At 61.6% G+C, this 21,082-nt stretch carries 20 protein-coding genes and 1 pseudogene; 20 read left to right on the forward strand and 1 reads right to left on the reverse strand.

What is annotated here, in order from left to right; translation table 11 throughout:
• A pseudogene (locus tag CLV41_RS28220) lies at positions 1–126 on the forward strand (ABC transporter substrate-binding protein); the annotation flags it as partial.
• A 155-nt stretch (positions 127–281) separates the two neighbouring features.
• Here the strand turns inward: CLV41_RS28220 and CLV41_RS23610 are convergent.
• Positions 282–1,337 (reverse strand): NAD-dependent epimerase/dehydratase family protein, encoded by a 1,056-nt coding sequence (locus CLV41_RS23610; protein ID WP_103224948.1) that lies wholly within the window; start codon positions 1,335–1,337, stop codon positions 282–284.
• 542 nt (positions 1,338–1,879) lie between these two features.
• Between CLV41_RS23610 and CLV41_RS23615 the strand changes: the two genes are divergently transcribed.
• The 19 genes from CLV41_RS23615 to hypE all read left to right on the forward strand — a co-directional run bounded on the left by CLV41_RS23615 (position 1,880) and on the right by hypE (position 21,063).
• Complete coding sequence (locus CLV41_RS23615; protein ID WP_103225045.1) at positions 1,880–3,619, forward strand: ABC transporter substrate-binding protein; 1,740 nt, start codon at positions 1,880–1,882, stop codon at positions 3,617–3,619.
• Between the two features lie 125 nt (positions 3,620–3,744).
• Complete coding sequence (locus CLV41_RS23620) at positions 3,745–4,809, forward strand: ABC transporter ATP-binding protein (protein ID WP_103224949.1); 1,065 nt, start codon at positions 3,745–3,747, stop codon at positions 4,807–4,809.
• 12 nt (positions 4,810–4,821) lie between these two features.
• Entirely contained in the window at positions 4,822–5,913 is a 1,092-nt protein-coding gene (locus CLV41_RS23625; protein WP_103224950.1) for an ABC transporter ATP-binding protein, read from the forward strand.
• Positions 5,910–6,776, forward strand: a complete 867-nt coding sequence (locus CLV41_RS23630; protein ID WP_103224951.1) for a carbohydrate ABC transporter permease — start codon at positions 5,910–5,912, stop codon at positions 6,774–6,776. The genes CLV41_RS23625 and CLV41_RS23630 overlap by 4 nt, the downstream gene beginning before the upstream one ends.
• An 11-nt stretch (positions 6,777–6,787) precedes the next feature.
• Positions 6,788–7,585: a carbohydrate ABC transporter permease gene (locus tag CLV41_RS23635; RefSeq protein ID WP_103224952.1), complete on the forward strand. Its 798-nt coding sequence runs from the start codon at positions 6,788–6,790 to the stop codon at positions 7,583–7,585.
• On the forward strand, positions 7,585–7,863 hold the full coding sequence (locus CLV41_RS23640; RefSeq protein ID WP_103224953.1) for a DUF2160 domain-containing protein: 279 nt from the start codon (positions 7,585–7,587) through the stop codon (positions 7,861–7,863). The genes CLV41_RS23635 and CLV41_RS23640 overlap by 1 nt, the downstream gene beginning before the upstream one ends.
• Positions 7,864–7,962: 99 nt before the next feature.
• Complete coding sequence (locus tag CLV41_RS23645; protein WP_103224954.1) at positions 7,963–8,358, forward strand: BlaI/MecI/CopY family transcriptional regulator; 396 nt, start codon at positions 7,963–7,965, stop codon at positions 8,356–8,358.
• A complete protein-coding gene (locus CLV41_RS23650; RefSeq protein ID WP_103224955.1) occupies positions 8,345–9,496 on the forward strand; it encodes a M56 family metallopeptidase in 1,152 nt (383 codons plus the stop codon). Before CLV41_RS23645 ends, CLV41_RS23650 begins: the two co-directional genes overlap by 14 nt.
• A 103-nt stretch (positions 9,497–9,599) precedes the next feature.
• Entirely contained in the window at positions 9,600–11,921 is a 2,322-nt protein-coding gene (gene hypF, locus CLV41_RS23655; RefSeq protein WP_103224956.1) for a carbamoyltransferase HypF, read from the forward strand.
• Positions 11,922–12,126: 205 nt separating this feature from the next.
• A complete protein-coding gene (locus tag CLV41_RS23660; protein ID WP_103224957.1) occupies positions 12,127–14,007 on the forward strand; it encodes an NAD(P)H-dependent oxidoreductase subunit E in 1,881 nt (626 codons plus the stop codon).
• Positions 14,004–14,732, forward strand: a complete 729-nt coding sequence (locus CLV41_RS23665; protein ID WP_103224958.1) for a 2Fe-2S iron-sulfur cluster-binding protein — start codon at positions 14,004–14,006, stop codon at positions 14,730–14,732. Before CLV41_RS23660 ends, CLV41_RS23665 begins: the two co-directional genes overlap by 4 nt.
• On the forward strand, positions 14,729–15,298 hold the full coding sequence (locus CLV41_RS23670; RefSeq protein WP_103224959.1) for an NADH-quinone oxidoreductase subunit B family protein: 570 nt from the start codon (positions 14,729–14,731) through the stop codon (positions 15,296–15,298). The genes CLV41_RS23665 and CLV41_RS23670 overlap by 4 nt, the downstream gene beginning before the upstream one ends.
• 80 nt (positions 15,299–15,378) lie before the next feature.
• The gene (locus tag CLV41_RS23675) at positions 15,379–16,821 is read left to right on the forward strand and encodes a Ni/Fe hydrogenase subunit alpha (protein WP_103224960.1); all 1,443 of its coding nucleotides are present in this window, start codon (positions 15,379–15,381) and stop codon (positions 16,819–16,821) included.
• A gap of 159 nt (positions 16,822–16,980) precedes the next feature.
• Positions 16,981–17,439: a hydrogenase maturation protease gene (locus CLV41_RS23680; protein ID WP_170107303.1), complete on the forward strand. Its 459-nt coding sequence runs from the start codon at positions 16,981–16,983 to the stop codon at positions 17,437–17,439.
• Complete coding sequence (gene hypA / locus CLV41_RS23685) at positions 17,432–17,773, forward strand: hydrogenase maturation nickel metallochaperone HypA (protein ID WP_103224962.1); 342 nt, start codon at positions 17,432–17,434, stop codon at positions 17,771–17,773. Before CLV41_RS23680 ends, hypA begins: the two co-directional genes overlap by 8 nt.
• The gene (gene hypB / locus CLV41_RS23690) at positions 17,773–18,612 is read left to right on the forward strand and encodes a hydrogenase nickel incorporation protein HypB (RefSeq protein WP_103224963.1); all 840 of its coding nucleotides are present in this window, start codon (positions 17,773–17,775) and stop codon (positions 18,610–18,612) included. Before hypA ends, hypB begins: the two co-directional genes overlap by 1 nt.
• Before the next feature lie 11 nt (positions 18,613–18,623).
• Entirely contained in the window at positions 18,624–18,881 is a 258-nt protein-coding gene (locus tag CLV41_RS23695) for a HypC/HybG/HupF family hydrogenase formation chaperone (protein WP_103224964.1), read from the forward strand.
• Positions 18,878–20,029 carry a hydrogenase formation protein HypD gene (gene hypD, locus CLV41_RS23700; RefSeq protein ID WP_103224965.1) on the forward strand — a complete coding sequence of 384 codons (1,152 nt, stop codon included), beginning with the start codon at positions 18,878–18,880 and terminating at the stop codon, positions 20,027–20,029. The genes CLV41_RS23695 and hypD overlap by 4 nt, the downstream gene beginning before the upstream one ends.
• Entirely contained in the window at positions 20,026–21,063 is a 1,038-nt protein-coding gene (gene hypE, locus CLV41_RS23705; protein WP_103224966.1) for a hydrogenase expression/formation protein HypE, read from the forward strand. The genes hypD and hypE overlap by 4 nt, the downstream gene beginning before the upstream one ends.
• The last annotated feature ends 19 nt before the right edge of the window (positions 21,064–21,082 follow it).

Genomic DNA, 21,082 nt, shown 5'->3' on the forward strand with positions numbered 1-21,082 from the left:
CATCACCCGATCCAGGACATCCATGTCCGCGAGGTGATCAAGGAAGGCGATGTCTACACCAACAAGATCATCGGCACGGCGCTGACCAGCCATGCGGATGCCTATTGGGCCGAATGCGATATGTAAGACAGGCCCGCTCTCATCCGCTGTCCCGGCCTTTCGCCGGGACAGCTTTTCGATTGCCGCCTTCAAGGTCCCGGATCAGGTCCGGAACGGCAAGACGGGAGATCCGAGGATGACCGTTTTCGCTGCGCATGAGTGCAGCAAGTGCGGGATATCGGCTATTTCCCCAATGCCGCCACATCGATCATCTGCTGGAACATGTCTTCCATGGACTCTTCAAGCGGGCGGTAGGTCATTCCAAGGTCGCGTTTGCTTCTGGAATTGTCCGCGCGCCATTTCACATCGACATTGTTGATGACGAACCTGCGGGAGATGCCGCCCAGGATCGGGCCGAGCAGCCAGACAAGGGATTTCGGCACGGATTTGCGCGGCACGGGATGGGTGTTGCCGTATTTTTCGATGAGCGCCTTGCCGAGTTCGAGAATATTGGTGTTGTGGCCCGAGACGATGTAGCGGCCTTCCGCATTCGGAACAAAGCCGGCCGCGAGATGCGCCCGGGCGAGATCGCGAACGTCCACGGCCCCTAACCCGAGCTTCGGGGCACCCAGTTTCATGGTGCCATTGCCAAACTGCCGGACGATGTTGAAACTCTCGGAAGTCGGGTCCGGATTCAGGGCCGGGCCGATTACCAGCGACGGGTTCACGGCGACCAGTTTGAACCGGTTCTGCGCGTCTGCGATCCTCCAGGCTTCCCGTTCCGCCAGCGTCTTGGAAAAGCTGTAAGGCTGGTAAGTGAGCGATGCGGTGGTGTTCCAGATGTCTTCGCGCAGGATCCCGCCGGGGGCTTTGCGGCAGTCGATGGCGTCGGTGTAGATCGCCGCGCAGGAACTGGTGACGACGACCCGTTCGACCGCCGCAATCGCGGCGGCGGTTTCGAGTACATTCCGGGTGCCCTTGAGTGCCGGATCGATCAGTTCCTTTTGAGGGTTCCTGACCCGGGTGGTGAAGGGGGAGGCGGTGTGGAAGACAACGGAACAGCCTTCCATGGCGGCGGCGTAGGATCCCGGTTTCAGGAGATCCGCTTCAAAGAACCTTATTGTGCCGGGCGATCCATCCGCGATTTCGCGAAGATGCCGGAGCTTCGCCGCGTTGCCGGGGTTGCGTACCGCCGCGTTTACGGTAACGCCGGCCTCCAGCAGTTCCTTCACCAGCCAGCCGGCCACGTAGCCGGTGGCGCCGGTTACCAGAACCGGATGCCTTGTGGGGATCGACATGTTCACTGAGGTCCGGCTCCCGGCTGATGCGCTTTTTACAGTCATCCTTTTCCGGGGCTGGCTTTGCAACATAAAACGCGTGCTCTGGCATCCCTGGTGAGAGCGTTTTGCGAGGGCGACCGGTCACTGCACTCATAACGGGAAAAAGAGGCGGTCCGGGATGGAGATTGTCTCCGTGTGGCGCTGCAACAGGCCTTGTTGCGCTGCCGTGCCAATCAAATATTTTCGTTTTACCTCTCCAAACGAAGATAATTTGCCGAAATATAATCCTTCAAATGAAAGATCCGAAAGCCGTTTTCGCGCTACATTTGCCGACAAATTTGTGCCACACTCGACGCTGACAACAACACTAAAGCGACAAGATGGGCTATCGCCGGATTAAATGCGTACTGAAATAATTATAATTATATCAATGTGTTGATTTGTTTTTTGGGTCGAAATAAATCTACTAAAAAATTAGTTTGACAACATGGCGGCGGTGTGTCCAAGTATCGGCAGCCGGATAAACACGGCGCTATTTATCTCATTGGGAGGAGATGCAGATGCGTAAGTATCTACTCTCCGCGGTTGCAGCTTGCGCTGTGATTGCGGGGTCAGGATCAGCTTTTGCCGACGAAGCAGCGGCACAGAAGTGGATTGACCAGGAATTCCAGCCATCGGTCCTGTCGAAGGACGATCAGCTCGCCGAGATGCAGTGGTTCATCAAGGCGGCCGAGCCGTTCAACGGCATGGAGATCAACGTTCTGTCGGAAGGTATTCCGACCCATTCGTACGAGTCGGAAGTTCTGACAAAGGCGTTTGAGGAAATCACCGGTATCAAGGTCAATCACCAGATTCTCGGTGAAGGCGAAGTCGTTCAGGCCGTCCAGACCCAGATGCAGACCGGACGGAACCTCTATGACGCCTATGTCAACGACAGCGATCTGATCGGCACCCATTCCCGTCTGCAGCTTGCCTACAATCTGTCCGACTGGATGGGCGGCGCGGCGAAGGATGTCACCAATCCGGGGCTCGACCTGGACGACTTCATGGGCACGCAGTTCACCACCGGTCCGGACGGCGATCTTTATCAGTTGCCCGACCAGCAGTTCGCGAACCTCTACTGGTTCCGCAAGGACTGGTTCGACCGGGAAGACCTGAAGAAGGCCTTCAAGGACAAATACGGTTATGACCTCGGCGTTCCGGTCAACTGGTCGGCCTATGAGGATATTGCCGAGTTCTTCACCAACGACGTGAAGGAAGTCGATGGCGTCCAGATCTTCGGACACATGGATTACGGCAAGCGCGCACCCGATCTCGGCTGGCGCATGACCGACGCCTGGCTGTCCATGGCCGGGGCCGGCGACAAGGGTGAGCCGAACGGCATCCCGGTCGACGAATGGGGCATCCGCATGGAAAAGGGGACCTGCAACCCGGTGGGTGCGTCGGTTTCCCGCGGTGGTGCCGCCAACGGTCCGGCGGCCGTCTACGCGATCCGCAAATGGGACGAGTGGCTGCGCAACTACGCCCCTCCGGGCGCCGCCAGCTTCGACTTTTACCAGTCCCTGCCGGCACTCAGCCAGGGCAACGTCGCCCAGCAGATCTTCTGGTACACCGCGTTCACAGCGGACATGGTGAAGCCGAAGTCCGAAGGCAACAACACGGTGGATGACGAAGGTACGCCGCTGTGGCGCATGGCACCGAGCCCGCATGGCCCCTATTGGGAAGAAGGTCAGAAGGTCGGTTATCAGGACGTCGGGTCCTGGACCATCCTGAAATCCACGCCCGAAGACCGTGCGAAAGCCGCCTGGCTCTACGCCCAGTTCGTGGTGTCCAAGACAGTGGACGTGAAGAAGAGCCATGTCGGTCTCACCTTCATCCGCGACAGCACGGTGCGTCACGAGTCCTTCTCCGAGCGGGCTCCGAAACTCGGCGGGCTGGTCGAATTCTACCGCTCTCCGGACCGGGTGGCCTGGTCGCCGACCGGCATCAATGTCCCGGATTATCCGAAGCTGGCCCAGATCTGGTGGCAGCAGATCGGTGACGTGAACTCCGGCGCCTTCACGCCGCAGGAGGCCATGGACCGTCTGGCGGAGGAAATGGACATCGTCATGGCCCGCATGCAGCAGGCCGACGAACGCGCCAATGTCTATGGCGGTTGCGGTCCGCGTCTGAACGAGGAAAAGGACCCGGAATACTGGCTGTCACAGCCGGGTGCTCCGAAGGCCAAACTCGACAACGAGAAGCCTCAGGGCCAGACCGTGAACTATGACGAGCTGGTTGCCCGCTGGGCGGAAAAATAAGCCGGACCGTCGCTTGAACCCAACAACAGGACCGGGGCATTCCCCGGTCCATCACTTTTGCGAATGTGACAGCCCGCGGGACCGAGTTCCGCGCCTTGTGCCTGTCCGGACGCGGGCGAAGATATATGTCCCTGGAACTTAAAAACGTCAGTAAGCGCGTGGCAGGCATCACCCACGTCAAGGAAACGAGCCTGACGCTCGAAACCGGTCATTTCAACGTTCTCCTGGGAGAAACCGGTTCGGGCAAGACCTCGCTGATCAAGCTGATGGCCGGCCTCGACAGCCTCGCCTCCGGGCAGATCATCCTCAATGGCAGGGATGTCTCCGGTCTGTCGGCGCAAAAGCGCAACATCAGCCTGGTGCACCAGTTTTTCGTCAACTACCCGCATATGTCGGTCTTCGACAACATCGCATCGCCGCTGAAGGTCGCCGGCGTTGCCAGGTCGGAAATCGAAGGCCGGGTGGACGAGGCGGCGGGGATTTTGAAACTGAAACCCTTCCTGAACCGCAAGCCGCACGAACTGTCCGGCGGCCAGCAGCAGCGGACCGCGCTGGCGCGCGCCATCGTGAAGGAAAGCGACGCCGTTTTCCTCGACGAGCCGCTGGCGAACCTGGACTACAAGCTGCGCGAGGAACTGCGCGACCAGCTTCCCGAACTGTTCGCCGGCCGTGGGGCGGTTGTTGTCTACGCGACCTCCGAACCCGAGGAAGCGCTTCTGCTGGGCGGGCAGACCGCGCTGATGACCGACGGCAAGGTGGTCCAGTTCGGCCCGACCGCCGACATCTACCGCAAGCCCAGGGATCTGGATGCGGCGAAAGTGTTCTCCAATCCTCCGATCAACGTCGCCGGGGTGACCAAGCAGGGGGAAAGGGTCATTCTGAACGAGACGACAAGCTGGACCCTGCCGGGTGCCGCCGCGACCCTTGCCGATGGACCCTATACGCTGGCGATCCGGCCGCATCATGTGCTGCCGGTGGAAACGCCGGCTCATTCGGTCAGGCTCTCGGGCCGCGTTCTGGTGACCGAACTCAGCGGTTCGGAAAGCAGTGCCCATTTCGAAATGAGCGGCCAGCCCTGGGTGTCCCTGTCAGCTGGCGTGCATCCCTATCAGGTCGGTGAGGTCCATACGTTCCATCTGGACCCGAACCATTGTTTTTTCTTCACGCCTGACGGCACGCTGGCAGCATAGGGAGAGGACCTCATGGCACAAATCACACTCTCCAACCTGCGGCACAGCTATCGCCCCGATCCGGCGGACGATGACGATTACGCGCTCAAGAAAATCGATCTTACCTGGGACGACGGCGGCGCCTATGCGCTTCTGGGCCCGTCCGGCTGCGGCAAGTCCACGCTTTTGAACATCATCTCGGGCCTTCTCGTTCCTTCGGAAGGCAAGATCCTGTTCGACGACCGGGATGTGACGGCCCTGCCGCCGGCAAAGCGCAATATCGCTCAGGTGTTCCAGTTTCCGGTCATTTACGACACCATGACCGTCTACGACAATCTGGCCTTTCCCTTGCGCAACCGCGGCCGGGACGAGGACATCGTCAAGCGCCGGGTGACCGCCATCGCGGAGATGCTGGAAGTCACCGGCATGCTGTCGACGCGCGCGTCGAACCTTTCCCCGGACAACAAGCAGAAGATCTCCATGGGCCGCGGCCTGGTGCGCGAGGATGTCAACGTCGTCATGTTCGACGAGCCGCTGACCGTGATCGATCCGCATCTGAAGTGGAAGCTGCGCTCCAAGCTCAAGGAGCTGCACCAGCGGGTGCGGGCGACCATGATCTATGTCACCCACGACCAGACGGAGGCATTGACCTTCGCCGATCAGGTGGTGGTGATGCAGGACGGCGAGATCGTTCAAATCGGCACGCCGGTGGATCTGTTCGAACGTCCGGCGCACACCTTCGTTGGCCATTTCATCGGCTCACCGGGCATGAATGTCCTGCCCTGCGAGGTGAAGGGCGGGGCCGCCTTCTTCGGCGGCGAGCAAGTCGCGCTGGAAGGTCCGGCGGGCGGCGCCGCCGACGGCAAGGCGGAGGTCGGTATCCGGCCGGAATTCGTGTCGGTTTCCACAACCGGCGGCGGTATCGCCGCCCATGTCCGCAAGGTGGCCGATATCGGCCGCCACAAGGTGGTTGAAGCCATCGCCCATGACAGCCGCATCCATGCGATCCTCGAGGGCGACGCGCCGAATGCGGGCGATGCGGTGATGCTCGACTTCAAACGATCCCAGACCCGGCTCTACAAGGACGGCTGGCTGGCGAGCCGGCCCGAGGGAGATGTGCGATGAAGAAGCTGAATCAACGGGCCTGGCTGTTCGTCACGCCGGTGCTGCTGCTGGTCGCATTCAACGCGCTCATCCCGATGATGACCGTGGTGAACTATTCCGTTCAGGAGACCTTCGGCGACAATCTGTTTTTCTGGCAGGGGATCGACTGGTTCGAGCAGGTGCTGACGTCGGAACGCTTTCACAAGGCGCTCGGCCGTCAGTTTCTGTTCACCTTCCTGATCCTGATCATCGAGGTGCCGCTTGGCGTTGCCATCGCGCTCGCCATGCCCAGGCAGGGCTTCTGGGTGCCGTTCTGCCTGGTCACGATGGCGCTTCCCATGCTGATCCCGTGGAACGTGGTCGGGGCGATGTGGAACATCTTCACCTTGCCGGATATCGGCCTGCTCGGCTATTTCATGAACCACACGCTGGGTATTCCCTATGACATGACCCAGAACCCGTTCGCCGCCTGGGTGACGATCGTCATCATGGATGTCTGGCACTGGACGTCGCTGGTGGTGCTGCTTGCCTATGCCGGTCTGGTCTCGATCCCGAACGCCTATTACCAGGCGGCGGAAATCGACGGGGCGTCCGGATGGGCGGTGTTCCGCTTCATCCAGCTTCCGAAGATGAAAACGGTGCTGACCATCGCCATCCTGCTGCGCTTCATGGACAGCTTCAACATCTATACCGAACCGTTCGTGCTGACCGGTGGCGGACCGGGCAACTCCACCACGCTGCTTTCCATCGATCTGGTGAAAATCGCCCTCGGCCAGTTCGATCTCGGACCGGCGGCCGCCATGTCCCTCATCTATTTCGCCATCACGCTGCTGGTCTCCTGGCTGTTCTACACGCTGATGACGATGAACGACAACAAATCCTAGGGAGAACCGAAATGCGCCTGAAAAGCCTGGTTCCCGCGCTTTACATCCTGTTCCTGATGCTGCCGATCTACTGGCTGGTCGCGATGAGTTTCAAGACCACCAACGAGATCCTGGCCGGGTTCTCCCTGTTCCCGCAGACCTGGACACTGGCGAACTATACCGAGATCCTCACCGATCCGACCTGGTACTGGGGTTATATCAACTCCATCATCTATGTGACGCTGAACACGGTGATCTCGGTCCTGGTCGCGCTGCCGGCTGCCTATGCCTTCTCCCGCTACACCTTCGTGGGCGACAAGCACCTGTTCTTCTGGCTGCTGACCAACCGCATGGCTCCGGCGGCCGTCTTCGCGCTGCCCTTCTTCCAGCTTTATTCGGCCGTCGGACTGTTCGACACCCATATCGCGGTGGCGCTTGCCCATTGCCTGTTCAACGTGCCGCTGGCGGTGTGGATCCTGGAAGGGTTCATGAGCGGCGTACCGAAGGAACTGGATGAAACGGCCTATGTGGACGGCTATTCCTTCCCGAGGTTCTTCGTCACCATATTCCTGCCCTCGATCACGGCAGGGGTCGGCGTCGCGGCCTTCTTCTGCTTCATGTTCTCCTGGGTGGAACTGCTGCTCGCCAAGACGCTGACCGCCGTCGCGGCCAAACCTATCGCCGCCGTAATGACCCGGACCGCTTCCTCCGCGGGCTACGAACTCGGGCTCCTGGCGGCGGCCGGGACCCTGACCATCATTCCCGGCGCCATCGTCATCTATTTTGTCCGTAACTATATCGCCAAGGGCTTTGCCCTGGGGAGGGTCTGATGCTCGGCTGGATGGCCTGGACCTGGCCGACGGCGCTGCTGTTCGTCGGGATTTTCACCGCAATCGGAGTGCTGGTGCTGCTGGAGGTGCGCTATCCGGGCGGACAGGCCCGCAACGGTGTTCTGGGGTTGACGACAACGCGCGGCGACCGGCTGTTCATCACCCTGCTGGGCAGCGCCTTCATCTTCTTCGCCTGGCTCGGATTGATGGGCCCGCCGCTCTGGTGGCCCCTGGCGATCAGCCTTGGCTGGGGGACATTCTGCTTCTGGAAAGTATGACCGGGAGCAGGCCCGACTAAAGGAATAGTATTTTACCGACCATTGATGCAAGAATAGGCGCCGTGGCCCCATCCAATCCGCAAATGGCGCAGGAAAATAATGAGAAAACGTAAGACCAACGAGTTTTTGACCGAAGTCGAGCTGGAGTTCATGACCGAACTCTGGAAACTCGGCGAAGGCTCCGTGCGGGATATTCTCGCATGTCTGCCGCCGGAGAGAAAACTGGCCTATACGTCGTGTGCCACCATCATGCGGATCCTGGACGAAAAGAACTTCGTGGACAGCCGGAAAGAAGGCAAGACATTCATCTATTCCCCCCGGCTGACCAAAGACACCTACCAGTCCCGTTTTCTTCGAAACCTGTCGGATAAACTGTTCGACGGCACGCCGGCGTCCCTGGTGGCGCGGCTCGTCGATGAATACGACCTTTCGAAGGAGGACCTGGAGGAGATCAGAGCGTTGCTGGACAGGAGGAGGACAGATGACGCTACTTAACGGGATGTTCGATGTTTACATCGATCTGAACATCACACTGGCCGTTACGGCTCTCGTGTGGTTAGCCGCAAAACTGGTTCTGGCCCGGATTGGAAAAAGGCTCGCCTTTACGCTCCAGCTCGGATTGCTGAACGGCCTGTTTGCCATCATTGTTCTGTCACCGGCCATCGTGGCCGCCTATCACAGCATGCTTGCGGCGGAAGTGCTTCCCGCCAGGCTGCCGGTCAATCTGGCGGATTATGCTGTCGCGCAATATCTGCGCGGCGGCATCGGCATTCCGGCGGAGGACTTCCAGTCGCTTCTCGGATTGCGCAGCCACATGAGCGAGAGCATTCTCGCCATGGAACCGGGGTTCGGCAAAGGCGTGGCGCTGTTTCTGATCGCCGGGTTCACATATTTCGCACTGCGGCTGGCAGTCAGTTTCGCGCGGCTCCACCGCATGCTGTCCGGCTGCCACCTGTGGCGGCGCAACGGGCGTTTGAAACTGCTGCTGTCCGATCGCGCGCTTGTGCCTTTTTCCGCTCGCGGCCTTCGTCATCACTACGTGGTGATCCCGTCGGATCTCCTGGCCGAGCCGGACGATCTCGGTCTGGTACTCAGGCATGAATTCCAGCATCTGCGCCGGGGCGACGTGACCTGGGAAGTCGCGCTGGAATGCCTGCGCCCCTTCCTGTTCTGGAACCCGTTCTATTACGTGTGGAAATCGGAGGTCGAGCGGCTTCGCGAACTGGCCTGCGACCAGAAAGTCGCCGAGGACGCGCGCGTGGATCTGAGATCCTATTGCCTGTGCCTATTAAGGGCCGCTCAGGCGGGGCTGAAAAAGCGGCAGGAACTCATGACACACGATCGCTCGGGCAGCGTCGCCTCCGTGGCCCTGCTTGAAGTCAATGACCGGCTGCTGCGCCGCTCACCGGCCCAGAAGCTCCGGCGCCGGGTGGAAGCCTTGATGGAACCGAACCGGCTTCACCCGCATTGGGGCATCGTCGGGCTTGCGGTTCTGCCTATGGTGGCGGTCATTTTCCTGACGGCCCTGTCGATCCAGAAACCGGCGGACTGGAGCCAGGACCGGCTCATGCTCGCGGCGATCGTCAATCTGGAACGGCTGCAGGTGATCAACAGCTTTGGACAGCGGCCGTAGGGCGGGCAGTCAGCACTCACGCTCAGGCGGCGCAAGTCGACCTTGATTTCAGGCATCCGACCGGCTCTGTAAGAGCATTGCTTTTATTGGGGCCGCAAAGCGCGTGAGACAGGCTGGCAAATCCATTCGGGTCAGGGGGCTGGTGCAGGGTGTCGGCTTCCGTCCGTTCGTCTGGCGGCTTGCACGCGAACTGGAGATCACCGGCCATGTGCTGAATGACGGAGCCGGTGTGCGGATCGAGGCGTTCGGACCGGTGGAGGCGCTGGAGAAGTTTCTTGTCCGGTTGACCGCCGAGCCGCCACCGCTTGCCCGCGTGGACCGGATCGATATCGCCGACACCGATCCCGCTCCCGTTCCCGTTCCCGACAGCTTCCAAATCCTCGGCAGCGGCGAGGGCGCCGTCGCGACCGGGGTTGTTCCGGATGCCGCCACCTGTCCAGCCTGCCTTGCCGATATCGGCAATCCGTCCGACAGGCGTCACGGCTACGCGTTCACCAACTGCACCCACTGCGGTCCGCGCCTGTCCATCCTGCGGCATATTCCCTATGACCGCGCATCGACCTCCATGTCCGGCTTTCCCATGTGCCCGTCCTGCCGGGTGGAGTATGAGGATCCCGACGACCGCCGGTTCCATGCCCAGCCGGTCGCCTGTCCGGACTGCGGTCCAAGGCTGTGGTTCGAGGACGCCGATGGACGTGAGGCGCAAGGCGACCCCCTCGCGGTTGCTGTCCAACGGTTACGGGCTGGCGGCATTCTGGCGGTCAAGGGCCTTGGAGGCTTTCAGATCGCCGTCGATGCGGGCAATGAGACCGCCGTCAGGACGCTTCGCCATCGCAAACGCCGGCCGGACAAGCCTCTGGCCCTGATGGCGCGGGATCTGGACCAGATCCTCGGTTATTGCAGTGTCAGCGAGCGGGAAGCGGACATGCTGGCAAGCGCGGCAGCGCCCATTCTGCTTCTCCAAAAGGCCGGTCCGGCGCTTGCGGAAAGCATCGCGCCAGGACAGGACCGGCTCGGGGTCATGCTGGCGAACACGCCCTTGCATCACCTGCTTCTTGCCGAGCTTGAACGGCCGATCGTCATGACATCCGGCAATCTTTCGGACAATCCGCAGGAAACGGAGAACGCGGCGGCGCGGCAGCACCTCGCCGGGCTCGTCGACGGTTTCCTGATGCACGACCGGGACATCGTCAACCGGCTGGATGACAGCGTCCTGCGGCTCGATCGGTCGGGAGTTTCCATGTTGCGCCGCGCCCGTGGCTATGCGCCTGCCTCGGTGAGGCTGGCGCCGGATTTCGATCAGGCGCCCAGAGTGCTCGCCATGGGCGGAGAGCTGAAATCCACCTTCTGCCTGATAAACGGCCGCGATGCGGTGCTGTCGCAGCATATAGGCGATCTGGAAAATGCGCAGACATTCGCCGACTACAAGAAAACGTTGCGGCTTTACCTCGATCTCTACCGGTTCAGGCCGGACGTCATCGCGGTGGACGGGCATCCGCAATATCTCTCGACGGTTTACGGTGAGCAACTCGCGGCGGAATTCGGTATCGATCTGCTGCGGGTGCAGCATCACCATGCGCATCTGGCGGCCTGCCTCGCCGGGCAGGGCTGGCCGCTTACCGGAGAAGGATCGGCTTACGGCATCATCCTCGACGGTCTCGGCTGGGGAGAGGATGGCAAGATCTGGGGCGGGGAGATCCTCAAGGGTGGGTTTGCGGGCTTTCAGCGTCTCGGACATTTCCAGCCGGTTCCCCTGCCGGGGGGAGCGGTTGCGGTCCGCGAGCCGTGGCGGAACCTTGCGGCTCATCTTCGCACCGCATTCGGTCCCGACTACCGCGAGCGGCTAGCCGGGCTGCCGCTGGCGGCGGCCCTTGAGGAAAAGAATATGGCGATGCTGGACCGGATGATGGAAAGATCGCTCAATTCGCCACTGTCTTCCTCCGCGGGACGTCTTTTCGATGCGGTCGCCGCCGCTCTCGGGATCAGCTTCGGCCGGCAGAGTTTCGAGGGACAGGCCGCGATGGCTCTTGAAAGTCTCGCGCGGCCCTTCCTGAAGGAGGAACGCGGCTATGCGGTCGATTTCAAGTCGTCTCCCCTTTGCCTTTCATTCGTGGCACTGTGGCAGCAGCTTATCGCGGATCTGCACGCCGGGGCAGCGGACGGGCGTATCGCGGCCCGGTTCCATCTCGGTCTGATCGGCGGGCTTGCTGACGGGCTGTCACGAAGTGGAGGGAGGCCGGGGGACGCGGTCGTCTTCTCCGGCGGCGTCTTTCAGAACGCTATCGTGAAAGACGGTTTGACCGGCCGTCTGAAAGACATGGGGTTCCGGGTTCTGAATCAGGAAAATTTCCCCGCCAACGATGGTGGGCTGGCGCTCGGGCAGGGGGTGATCGCGGCGGCCAGGTATGTGGCCGGCGGCGATTGAAAACCGCGTGTTTTCCAAAAAGACTGCCTCGAATTCAGGCATGTTGATTTGCGTCAACGACGCTAGCCTGCAACTCTGGAAGCGTAAGGTCATCGGGATCTTCACAAGCGATTTGGCGGTTTTATCATGAGCAAGGACGTTCAACTCGATCAAATCGATTTAAGAGCCAAAGGCTTGTTCTTTCGCTGCCTGAAGGGTGCCCGCCATGGATAACGGCCAGGCCTGCACCAACGGGCTCTCGTCGACCGCGTGTGATGTCTCTGCGGTTCCCGGAGAAGAGATCGCGGCGATCTGCAAGGCTTTCGGCAACGACAAGCACCGGATGCTGGATATCCTGCGGACCGTTCAGGACCGCTACCACTGCATTTCACCGTCGACGATGGACAGGGTCGCGACCGAGACCGGTCTCAGTCGCATCCAGGTGGAAGGCGTCGCGAGTTTCTATTCGTTTCTCTCCCTGTCTCCGAAGGGCCGGATCACCATCCGCCTGTGTGACGACATTGTCGATCGCTACGCGGGTTTGGCGGAGGTGACCGCCGCCTTCGAGCAGGTTCTCGGCATCCGTGTGGGCGAGACGTCGCCGGACAGGGCCTTCTCTCTTGAATACACGCCCTGTATCGGCATGTGCGATCAGGCTCCCGCCGCGATGATCAACGACGTGGTTCTGACCCGGCTGACGGCTGATACCGCCCGCGCGGCCGCCGAAGCGCTGAAAGCGGGCCTGACGCCGGAACATCTGGTCAGCGAGCGCTTTTCAGACCTGACGCCGCATGAACGGGCGAACCGTATGGTGGACAACAACGTCCGCCACGCCGGTGAAGTGCTGCTTGGTCCGGTGCCTGAAGACGCGGGGCTGAACAAGGCCGCCGCGATGATGCCGGCGCAGATCGTCACCGCAATCGAGGACAGCGGTCTGCGCGGCTGCGGCGGGGCCGGGTTCACGACCGGCCGCAAGTGGCGCTTTGCCGCCGGCGAACGGGCCGAGAGGCGCTTTATCCTGTGCAACGCGGATGAAGGCGAACCTGGAACGTTCAAGGACCGGGTGCTTCTGAGCGAGAGGCCGCATCTTTTGATCGAAGGCATGACGATCGCCGCCAGGGCCGTCGGGGCCAGCGAGGGCATTCTCTATCTGCGCGGTGAATATGTCTATCTGCGCGAGCTTGTGGAACAGGTTCTGGAGGAACGCCGCCGCCGGGGACTCCTCGGCAAGGACATTCTCGGGGTCAGGGGTTTCGATTTCGACATCCGCCTGCAGCTCGGCGCGGGGGCCTATATCTGCGGTGAGGAAGGCGCGCTCATCAGCTCCTGCGAGGGCCTGCCGGGCGAGCCGAAGACCCGTCCGCCATTTCCGGTCAACCGCGGCTATCTCGGTCATCCGACGGTCGTCAACAATGTCGAGACCTTCTGCCACGCGGCGCGCATTCTGGACAGGGGGGCCGGATGGTTCCACGCGATGGGCACGGAAGGCTCTCACGGCACCAAGCTTTTCTCCATCTGCGGCGATTGTCTCAATCCCGGCATCTACGAGCTTCCCTACGGCCATAGCGTCCGCGAGATCCTGGAGATGGCCGGCGGGCAGGACGCGGCGGCTGTCCAGGTCGGCGGTCCGAGCGGCGCGATGATTGCCCGCGACAGCTTTCACCGCAAACTGACCTTCGACGATCTGGCGACCGGCGGCGCGATCATCGTCTTCAACGGTGAGCGCAACATTCTCGAGATCGTCGAATATTACATGTCCTTCTTCGTGCATGAGAGCTGCGGCTACTGCACGCCCTGCCGGGTCGGCAACGTCTTTCTGCAGAAGGCGATCGGCAAATTCCGCAAGGGTCTCGCGAACCCGGAGGATATCGAATATCTGAAGGAGCTTTCCGGTACGATCATCGAGACCAGCCGCTGCGGCCTGGGCATGACGTCTCCCAACCCGATCCTCACCACCTTGAAAAACTTTCCGCTCGTCTACTCGGCGCTGACCAAACCGAACAAGGACGGTATCCGCGACACGTTCGACATCCAGTCTGCCATCGATGGCGCGCGCAAGATCGCCAAGCGCCGCTCCTACATCTTCGACAGGGACTTCACGCAATGAGCGGCACCAAGAAAGAGACCGGCTTCACTTTCACGATCGACGGGATCGAAGTCACCGCCTATGCCGGGCAAACGGTCATGGAAGCGGCGGACGAAGCCGGGGTCTATATCCCGCGCCTGTGCGACCACGAGGGCCTGCGCCATCAGGGCAGCTGCCGCGTGTGCACGGTCAAGGCCGGCGGGCGCAGCGTTGCCGCCTGCACGCAGCCGGCGGCACCCGGACAGGCGGTCGAAAACGAAACGCCGCATCTGAACAAGATGCGCCGCGATCTGGTTGAGATGCTGTTTCACGAAGGCAACCATCTGTGCCCGATCTGCGAGGCGAGCGGCAATTGCGAATTGCAGGCGATGGCCTACCGGCTCGACATGACCGAAACGACGCGGTTTCCCTATCTGGAGCCCTGCCGGGCGCTCGACGCCTCGCATCCCGATATCGCGCTCGACACCAACCGCTGCATCAGTTGCGGGCGGTGCATCCGCGCGTCGGAGGATGTCGATGGCAAGGGCGTCTTCGGTTATGTCGGGCGGGGCATTCACCGGCGTGTCGCGGTGAACGGAGAAAATCTCGCCGATACGGATGCGCAGGTGACGGATCACGCGATTTCGTCCGAGGTCTGTCCGGTCGGCTGCATCATCCGCAAGCGGGTCGGTTTCGTCACGCCCATCGGCGAACGGGAATTCGACAAGGGACTGATCGGTCACGAAATCGAGGAGAGGCGCAAATGAGCGAGCTTCCGAAGGCACGCATCGCCACGGCGTCGCTGGCCGGCTGTTTCGGCTGCCACATGGCGATCCTCGATATCGACGAGCGCCTGATCGAGCTGATGCAGCTTGTGGACGTCGACCGCTCACCGCTGACCGACAAGAAGCGCTTCACCACGCGCTGCGACATCGGCATCATCGAGGGTGGCTGCTGCAACGAGGAGAACGTGCATGTGCTGTACGATTTCCGGCGCAATTGCGATGTGCTGATCGCCCTCGGACAATGCGCCATCATGGGCGGTCTGCCTGCGATGCGCAATGCGATCATGCATTCGGACGCCCCGCTCAGGGAGTGTCTGGAGGAAGCCTATATCACCGGCAAATATATCCGTAACACGACCCACAACGTGCCCAACGATCCGGCGCTGCCGTTGCTGCTGGATGAGGTCTATCCGTGTTCGGAAGTGGTGGAAATCGACTACCAGATCCCGGGCTGCGCCCCGAGCGGCGATATCATCTTCGACACGCTTGCCAAGCTGCTGACCGGAAAGTTCCGCGGCTTCGAGCGTGAGATGATCAAGTTTGACTAAAGCGTTTTCAGGAAAAGCTGATACCGGTTTTTCCGTTTCGGAAACGCGACAATCAAGGACAGGGTTTTGGAGTTGCCGACATGAGCGAACCCAGACTGATCGAGATCTCTCCGGTCACCCGCGTGGAGGGCCACGGCAAGGTGACCATCCACCTCGACGCGGACAATCAGGTTGACGAGGCGCGGCTGCATATTGTCGAGTTCCGCGGCTTCGAGCGGTTCATCCGGGGCCGGCTGATGTGGGAAGTGCCGGTCATCGTGCAGCGGCTTTGCGGCATCTGCCCGGTCAGCCATCATCTGGCCGCGGCCAAGGCGATGGACATGATCGCCGGTGTCGACCAGCTCACCCCGACGGCGGAAAAGATGCGCCGGCTGATGCATTACGGACAGGTGATGCAGTCGCACGTGCTGCATTTCTTTCATCTGGCCGCACCCGATCTGCTGTTCGGTTTCGGGGCCCCAGCGGAAAAGCGCAACATCTTCGAGGTGATCAAGGAGAAGCCGGAGCTCGGCAGGCGCGCAATTCTGATGCGCAAATACGGCCAGGAGATCATCGAGGCGACGGCCGGCAAGAAGGTGCACGGCACCGGTGCCATCCCGGGCGGCATCAACCGCAATCTACCGATCGAACGCCGCGATCATTTTCTTGGTTCGATAGACGAGATGACCGAGTGGGCGCAGGACGCGGTCGGCCTCGCCCGCGACTACACGCTGGAGCACGAGGATCTGGTCGCCGAATTCGGCTCCTTCCCCTCCAACTACATGTCGCTGGTGCGCGAGAGCGACGGGGCGCTGGATCTTTATCACGGCAACCTCCGGGCGCTCAGTTCCACAGGCGAGATACTCTTCGACCAGGTGCCGTACAGCAAATATCACGAGCTGATCGTGGAGGATGTGCGCTCCTGGTCCTACATGAAGTTCCCCTTCATCCGGGATATAGGGCCGGACAACGGCTGGTACCGGGTCGGACCGCTGGCGCGCATGAACACGGCGAGTTTCATCGACACGCCGCTCGCCAATGCCGCCCTCAAGGAGCTGAAGGCGGTCACCTGCGGCACGCCGAACAACTCGACGCTCGCCAATCACTGGGCGCGCATGATCGAGGTGCTGCATTGCGTGGAGAAGATGCGCGAGCTTCTGCACGATCCGGACCTGCAGGGCACGGATCTGATCGCCACGGGCGACCGGCGCGAGGAGGGTATCGGTGTGATCGAAGCGCCGCGCGGCAATCTCATCCACCACTACAAGGTCGACGAGCACGATCAGGTGACCTACTGCAACCTGATCGTCTCCACCACGCATAACAATGAGGGCATGAACCGGGCGGTGAAGGATGTCGCGGTTAAGCACCTTTCCGGCAAGGAGCAGATCACCGAAGGCATGCTCAATCATGTCGAGGTGGCGATCCGTGCCTATGACCCGTGCCTGTCCTGCGCCACCCACGCCCTCGGTCAGATGCCGTTGCAGGTGGAGCTGTTCAACGCGGATGGCGGCCTGCTCGACAGCCGGACGCAGTGTGTGTGATGGGCGATGGCGCAACTTTCCACTGCCGCCCCGGCCTTGCGCCGGGGCCCCGGGTCAGGTCCCGGCGCAAGGCCGGGACGGCGGAGTGTGCGTGGAGGTGCAAGACATTTCCGGGATCCAGGAATGTGTAGGCTTTGCGGATGTGAGAAGGAAAATGGAATGCTTCTGATCGGTTACGGCAATCCGGGACGCGGGGATGACGGGCTTGGTCCGGCTTTTTCGGAAGCCATGGCCGCGCGCGGCCTGCCGGGACTGGATGTCGATACCGATTATCAGCTTGTCGCCGAGCATGCGCTGGCGGTTTCCGGCCACGATCTGGTGGTGTTCGCCGATGCCGAAATCGGTGGAGAGAAAGCGTTCTCCTTCAGGGAAGTATCGCCCGGCGCACCGGAGGTTCTGGGCAGCCACAGCCTGGTCCCGGAAACGGTCATCGCCCTTTGCGAGACGCTTTACGGAACCTTGCCGCGCGCCTATGTGCTCGGCATTTCCGGGTATGACTATGGTGAAGTGAAAGAAGGGCTCTCGGAAAAGGCGGCCATGAACCTTGCGGATGCGGAGACGTTTTTCCTGGGCTGGCTGGCGCAAACCGTTCCACGCGCGGGGGCGGCCCATGCATGAAATGTCGCTCTGCGAGAGCATTCTCGACATTTTGAAGGATCAGGCCGACAGGGACCGGTTTACCCGGGTCAAACGCGTTCGCGTCGATATCGGCCCGCTGTCCTGCGTGGAGCCGGAAGCGCTGCAATTCGGCTTCGACGTTGTCATGAAGGGGTCATTGGCGGAGGGGGCGGTGCTGGAGATTTCCCGCCCGCCGGCCGAAGCCCTCTGCCTGTCCTGTTTCAAGACCGTCCCGGTGAAAGAGCGGTTCGATACCTGCCCGCTGTGTGGCTCGGAAGCCCTGCAGGTCGTGAGCGGGGAAGAATTGAAAATCCGGGAACTGGAGGTGGTGTGATGTGTACGGTCTGCGGTTGCGGTACCAGCCATGTGCATGAGCACAAGCATGATGACGGCCCCGATCATGTTCACGGACATGATCACGGCGATGGGACAGCTCACGTTCACTTCGGTGAAGGCGATGCCGGGCTCTCGGTGCCGGGCATGAGCCAGTCGCGTCTCATCCGGCTGGAGGCGGATATTCTCGGCAAGAACGATGCTTACGCGGAGCGAAACAGGACGCTGCTCGCCGAAAAAGGCGTTCTGGCGCTCAATCTGGTGTCCAGTCCTGGGTCGGGAAAGACCTCCCTGCTGGTGGAGACGCTGAAGCGGCTCGCCGGGAAAACGCCCGCCGCGGTGATCGAAGGGGACCAGCAGACATCCAACGATGCCGACCGGATCCGCGAAACGGGCGCGCCGGCAATCCAGATCAATACGGGCAAGGGCTGCCATCTCGATGCGCATATGGTCGGTCACGCCCTCGAAAAGCTGCCGCTTGAACCGGCGGGTATTCTTTTCATCGAGAATGTCGGAAATCTTGTCTGTCCGGCCGGTTTCGATCTCGGCGAAGCCTTCAAGGTGGTGATCCTGTCGGTGACCGAGGGCGAGGACAAGCCGCTGAAATATCCCGATATCTTCGCCAAGGCCGATCTGATGATCCTCAACAAGACCGATCTCCTGCCGCATGTCGATTTCTGTGTCGGCGCGGCCGTCGCCAATGCAAGGCGGGTGAACAGCCGGATCAAGGTGCTGCAGGTCTCGGCCCGTACGGGCGAGGGGCTGGAAGGCTGGATGAGCTGGCTGGAGGGTGCGCGCACCCTGCGCTCCGCAGGGTCAACCGGCATCGCGGCCGAATAGGAGATTTTGGAATGTGCCTTGCCATCCCAGCCCGTGTCGTTTCAATCGAAAGCGACGATATGGCGACCGTTGCCCTGGAAGGTATCAGGAAGGCGGTTTCGACGGCTCTGCTCGAAGACGTGGCCGTCGGGGACTATGTCCTCGTCCATGTCGGCTTCGCGCTGCACAAGCTCAGCGAGGAAGAAGCCGAGCGCACGCTCCAACTGATGGCTGAAGCCGGTGTGCTGGCGGAAGAACTGGAAGAAATGGCGGCGGAGGCCGGCGCATGAAATACATCCGGGAATTCCGCGACGGAAAACTGGCGCAAAAGCTCGCGAAAGCCATCGCTCTGGAAGCCGATCCGCACCGGCATTACAGCCTGATGGAATTCTGCGGCGGGCATACCCACGCCATCTTCCGCTATGGTGTGCAGGACCTCGTTCCCGCGAATGTCGAATATGTGCATGGTCCCGGCTGCCCGGTCTGCGTGCTTCCGGTACGGCGGCTCGACGATGCGGTTGAACTCGCGCTGAAAGAAGGCGTGATCCTCACCACTTACGGCGACATGATGCGGGTGCCGGGTACAAAGCAGAAAAGCCTGATCCGGGCCAAGGCCGAAGGCGCGGATATCCGCATGGTCTATTCCACGCAGGACGCGCTCAAGGTGGCCCGGGACAATCGCGAACGGGAGGTCGTCTTCTTCGCCATCGGTTTTGAAACCACGACCCCGCCGACGGCCGTCGCGATCCTGCAGGCGCGTGCGGAAGGCCTGACGAACTTCTCCGTCTTCTGCAACCATGTGCTGACCCCGCCCGCCATTGCCCATATCGTCAACGCACCGTCGGAACCGGGTGAGAAACCGGTGCGGATCGACGGATTTCTCGGGCCGTCCCATGTCAGCTCGGTCATCGGCTGGGCACCCTATGAGCCGGCGGCGCGGGATTTCGAAAAACCGGTGGTGATCGCCGGTTTCGAGCCGCTGGACGTGATGCAGTCGACCTTGATGCTGATCCGCCAGATCAACGAGGGGCGCCATGTGGTGGAAAACCAGTACACCAGGGTCGTCACGCGGGAAGGCAACCGAAAGGCGCAGGAAATCGTTGCGCGGGTGCTGGAGCTGCGCAAGACTTTCGAATGGCGCGGCCTTGGCTACGTTCCAGACAGTGCCTTGAGAATCCGTGAGACTTATGCCGCGTTCGACGCGGAAAAACGCTTCACCGTCAGTCCGAAAGAATCCCGGGAAGTCAAATCCTGCGAATGCCCGGCAATCCTGCGCGGGGTGAAAAAACCGACGGAGTGCAAGCTGTTCGGAACGGTCTGCACGCCGGACAATCCGATGGGGGCCTGCATGGTGTCCTCGGAAGGGGCCTGCGCCGCCTACTGGACTTATGGCCGCAAACGCGAGGCTGTGCTTTCGGCAAAGGGAGCCGCTGCATGAGCGGTGCGGACCTCCCGCCAAAATACCGCACCGGCAATGTCGACATGACCCATGGCGGCGGCGGCCGTGCAATGGCGGAGTTGATCGAAGGCCTGTTCCACCGGCATCTGAAAAACCCGATCCTCGATCAGGGGCACGATGCGGCGGTCTTCGACGTGCCGCCGGGACGGCTGGTGATGTCCACCGACGCGCATGTGATCTCGCCGCTGTTCTTTCCCGGCGGCGACATCGGATCCCTGTCGGTGCACGGCACCTTGAACGATATCGCCATGGCGGGCGGGCGGCCGCTGTCGCTGACCGCCGGCTTCATTCTGGAGGAGGGCTTTCCGCTTGCCGATCTGGAGCGGATCGTCATTTCCATGGCCCGGGCCGCGCGGGAGGCGGGCGTTCCCGTTGTCTCGGGCGATACCAAGGTGGTGGAAAAGGGCAAGGGGGACGGCGTTTTCATCACCACCGCCGGTGTGGGCGTTCTGCCGGACGGCGTGTCGATCTCGCCGTCCGCCGCACGGCCGGGGCAGGCGGTGCTGGTCTCCGGGTCCATCGGCGACCATGGCGTGGCGATCCTGTCGAAGCGGGAAAACCTGGAATTCGAAACCGAAATTCTCTCCGACAGCGCGGCGCTGCACGGGCTCGTCGCGGAGATGATCGCGGCCGTGCCCGGCATTGCCGTCCTGCGCGACCCGACGCGTGGCGGCCTGGCCACCGCGCTCAATGAAATCGCGCATGCATCCGGAGTTGGCGTGGTCCTCGAGGAAGATGACATCCCCGTCGCGCCGGATGTCGATGCGGCCTGCGAGCTTCTGGGTCTCGATCCGCTTTATGTCGCCAATGAAGGCAAGCTGATCTGTATCTGCGAGGCCGCCGATTCCGATCTTCTGCTGAAGGTCATGCGCGCGCATCCGCTCGGGGCAAGGGCGGCGCGGATCGGGGCGGTTGTCGACGACGCGGACCATATGGTGGTCATGCGCACCGGGTTCGGCGGATCGCGCGTTGTCGACTGGCTCTCGGGTGAGCAGCTGCCGCGGATCTGTTGAGGGAAGGTTGCGTGCGAAC

This window comes from Roseibium marinum, assembly GCF_002906165.1.
In the GTDB taxonomy this organism is placed as follows: Bacteria; Pseudomonadota; Alphaproteobacteria; order Rhizobiales; family Stappiaceae; genus Roseibium; species Roseibium marinum.